Origin of the sequence: Streptomyces lomondensis (genome assembly GCF_014651035.1) — a bacterium.
GTDB classification, from domain to species: Bacteria; Actinomycetota; Actinomycetes; order Streptomycetales; family Streptomycetaceae; genus Streptomyces; species Streptomyces lomondensis.
This window is the reverse complement of sequence record NZ_BMWC01000033.1, coordinates 1-3,664: the sequence shown is the minus strand read 5'-3', so window position 1 is coordinate 3,664 and position 3,664 is coordinate 1. Positions and strand designations below refer to the sequence as shown.

The 3,664-nt window shown below is 72.0% G+C and carries 1 protein-coding gene; it reads right to left on the bottom strand.

All coding sequences use genetic code 11. The features are described from left to right. Nucleotides 1-3,664: type I polyketide synthase (locus IE255_RS38765; RefSeq protein WP_190055137.1), on the bottom strand; the 3,664-nt coding region annotated here is incomplete at both ends.

The following is a 3,664-nucleotide window of genomic DNA, read 5'->3' as shown; positions in this document are numbered from 1 at the left end:
CCTGCGCCCACAACCCCCACGCCAGCGACTGACCCACCAAACCCTCACCACACCGCACCCCAGCCAACGCGTCCAAGAACGCATTCGCCGCCGCATAATTCGCCTGACCCGCACCACCGAACACACCAGCCGCCGACGAGAACAACACGAACAGCGACAGATCCAGGCCACGCGTCAGCTCGTGCAGATGCCACGCCGCGTCCACCTTCGGACGCAACACCACCTCCAGCCGCTCAGGAGTGAGGGACGACAGCACACCGTCATCCAGCACACCCGCGGTGTGCACGACACCCACCAGCGGATGCTCGGCGGGTACGTCCGCCAGGACCGCCGCAAGTGCCTCACGGTCGGCCACGTCACACGCGGCCACCCGCACCCCAGCACCCAGACCCGTGAGCTCGGCAACCAACTCCGCCGCCCCCGGCGCCTGTTCACCACGTCGCGAGACCAGCAGCAGGTGGCGTACACCCCGCTCCTCCACCAGATGCCGGGCCACCAGACCACCCAGAACACCACTGGCACCCGTCACCAGGACCGTGCCCTGAGCATCCAGGTCACCCACCGGCCGCTCGCCGGCGACAACCGCCCGCACCAAGCGCGGCACGAATGCCTCACCGCCACGGATCGCCACCTGCGGCTCACCTGAAGCCACCACAGCAGACAGCACCGCCTGCGACGCCTCATCTCCATCCAGGTCGACAAGGACAAACCGGTCCGGGTTCTCCGACTGCGCCGAACGCAACAAACCCCACACCGCCGCCTGCACCGGATCCGGCACCTCGGCCTCACCGCAAGCCACCGCACCACGGGTCACGACCACCAACCGCGACCGACCAGCCGACTCATCCGCCAGCCAGCCCTGCACCAACTCCAGCGCCCGCACAGTCACTTCATGCGCCCGCGCAACCACACCGTCCGAGACACCCGCACCCAGATACTCGATACGCGCCTCGGGCTCGCCCTCAACCGCAGGCACAGCCACCGCCGACCACTCCACCCGGAACAACGCATCCCGAGCCACATCACCACCACCAGCACCCCGCAACTGCTCAGCAGTCACCGGACGCAACGCCAACGACTCCACCGACGCCACATGCGCACCCGTGCCATCAGCCAGCAGCAGGGACACCTCTGCGCCGTGGCGGCGGAGCCGGACGCGCAGGGCGCGGGCGCCGACCGCGTGCAGGGAGACGCCGGACCACGCGAACGGCAGCTCGACGGCGCCCTCTCCGTCCTCGGTCGGGCCCTGCGCGCCAAGGCCGATCGTGTGCAGCGCGGCGTCCAGCAAGGCTGGGTGCACGCCGAACCCGTCGACGTCGGTGCCGGCGGGCAGTGCGACCTCGGCGTAGAGGTCCTCGCCGTGCCGCCACGCCGACCGCAGTCCCTGGAAGAGCGGGCCGTAGGCGTAGCCGGTCTGGGCGAGGGTCTCGTAGTGGGTGTCGACCGCGATGGCCTTGGCCCCGGCCGGCGGCCACTGGGCGAGGGTCTCCGCGGTGGGCGGGGCGGTGGACAGGTTCTGCCGGGTCACCGTCCCGGTGGCATGGCGGGTCCAGCCGTCGGCCTGTGCGTCGGCGGGGGCGGAGTAGAGGTGCACCGTGCTGCGGCCCGAGGGGTCCGGAAGCGTGGCGGTCACCTGGATCGCGACGGCGCCGGCCTCCGGCAAGACCAACGGCGCCTCGATGGTGAGCTCTTCGAGCAGGTCGCAGCCGATCTGGTCGGCGGCGTGCAGCGCGAGGTCGACGAACGCCGTGCCGGGCAGCAGGACCGAGTCGAACACGGTGTGGTCGGTGAGCCAGGGGTGCGTGTCGGCAGACAGCTGTCCGGTCAGTACCACTCCGTCGGTGTCCGCCAGGGTCATCGCCCCGGACAGCAGGGCGTGGCCTGCCGGGCGCATGCCCGCCGAGGAGACGTCGATGCTCGCTCCGCCGGCCGGGGCGAGCCAGTAGCGCCGGCGCTGGAAGGGGTAGGTGGGCAGGTCGACGTGGGTGGCCTGTTGCCCCGCGAACACCGCCTGCCAGTCCAACTCCACGCCGTGGACGTGGGCTTCGGCAGCCGAGATCATGAAGCGGCGTGCCTCGTCCTCGTCACGGCGCAGGGTGCCCAGGGCGACCGCGTCGTCCTGGCCGGCCTCCTCGAAGGTCTCCTGCAGCCCGAGGGTGAGCACCGGGTGCGGGCTCACCTCGACGAAGACCGTGTGTCCGGCGTCGAGTGCCGCGTACGCGGCCGATGTGAACTGGACGGTGGATCGCAGGTTGCGGTACCAGTAGCCGTCGTCGAGCTCGGCCGTGTCCAGCAGGCCGCCCGTCACCGTGGAGAAGAGCGGCACCGTGCTCGAACGCGGGGAGACGCCCTTCAGCGCGGCGGCCACCTCGTCCGCGATGGACTCCACCTGCGCTGAGTGCGAGGCGTAGTCCACCGCGACGCGCTTGACGCGCACGCCGGCGGCCCTGCAGGCGTCGACCAGTTCGGCCAGTGCGTCCGACTCGCCGGAGACGACCACCGAGGAGGGGCCGTTGACGGCGGCCACGGAGATACGGCCGTCCCAGGCGGTCAGGCGTTCACGCACCTCGTCCAGGGGCAGCGACACGAACACCATGCCGCCCTTGCCGAAGAGTCGGAGCAGCGCCCGGCCGCGCAGGGCCACCAGCCGTGCGCCGTCCTCCAGCGACAGGCCACCGGCGACGCAGGCCGCCGCGATCTCGCCCTGGGAATGGCCGATGACCGCCGCGGGCGCCACGCCGCAGGCCCGCCACAGCTCGGCGAGGGAGATCATCACCGCCCACAGGACCGGCTGGACCACGTCGGCGCGGTCGTAGCCGAGGGCGCCCTCCTCGCCGCGTACGACGTCCAGCAGACGCCAGTCCGTGAAGGGCTCCAGAGCCGCCGCGCACTCCGCCATCCGCGCCGCGAACACCGGCGAGGACTCCAGCAGCCCGGCGGCCATGCCCGTCCACTGCGCGCCTTGGCCGGGGAACACGAACACCGGGCGCACGGGTCCGTCCGCGGCGCCGTGTACGAGGTTGGGGGCCGCGCTGCCCGCCGCGAGGGCCGTAAGGCCGGAGCGGAAGCCGTCCGCGTCCTGTGCCACGACCGCCGCACGATGGGTGAAGCGCGCCCGGGTCGTCGCCAACGCCTGGCCGAGCAGGGCCGGTTCGGGTGCCTGTGTGCCGTCGATGAGCTGCCGCAGCCGCTCGGCCTGGGCCCGCAGTGCTTCCTCCGACCTGGCGGACAGCACCAGGGGCACGTCCCCGCTCAGGACGGGGGCGAGGGCGGCGGGTGCCGGCTCGGGGGTCTGCTCCGGGGCCTGCTCCAGGATGACGTGGGCGTTGGTGCCGCTGATGCCGAACGAGGAGACTCCGGCCCGGCGCGGCTCGCCGGTCTCCGGCCAGGCCACCGACTCCGTCAGGAGCTCGACCGTCCCCGCCGACCAGTCGACCTGGGGTGTCGGCTCGTCCACGTGCAGGGTGCGCGGCAGCACGCCCTGGCGCATCGCCATGACCATCTTGATCACACCGGCGACACCCGAAGCGGCCTGTGCGTGCCCGATGTTGGACTTCAGCGAGCCGAGCAGCAGCGGCCGGTCCTCCGGCCGGTTCTGACCGTAGGTCGCGATCAGGGCCTGTGCCTCGATCGGGTCGCCGAGCCTGGTGCCCGTGCCGTGTGC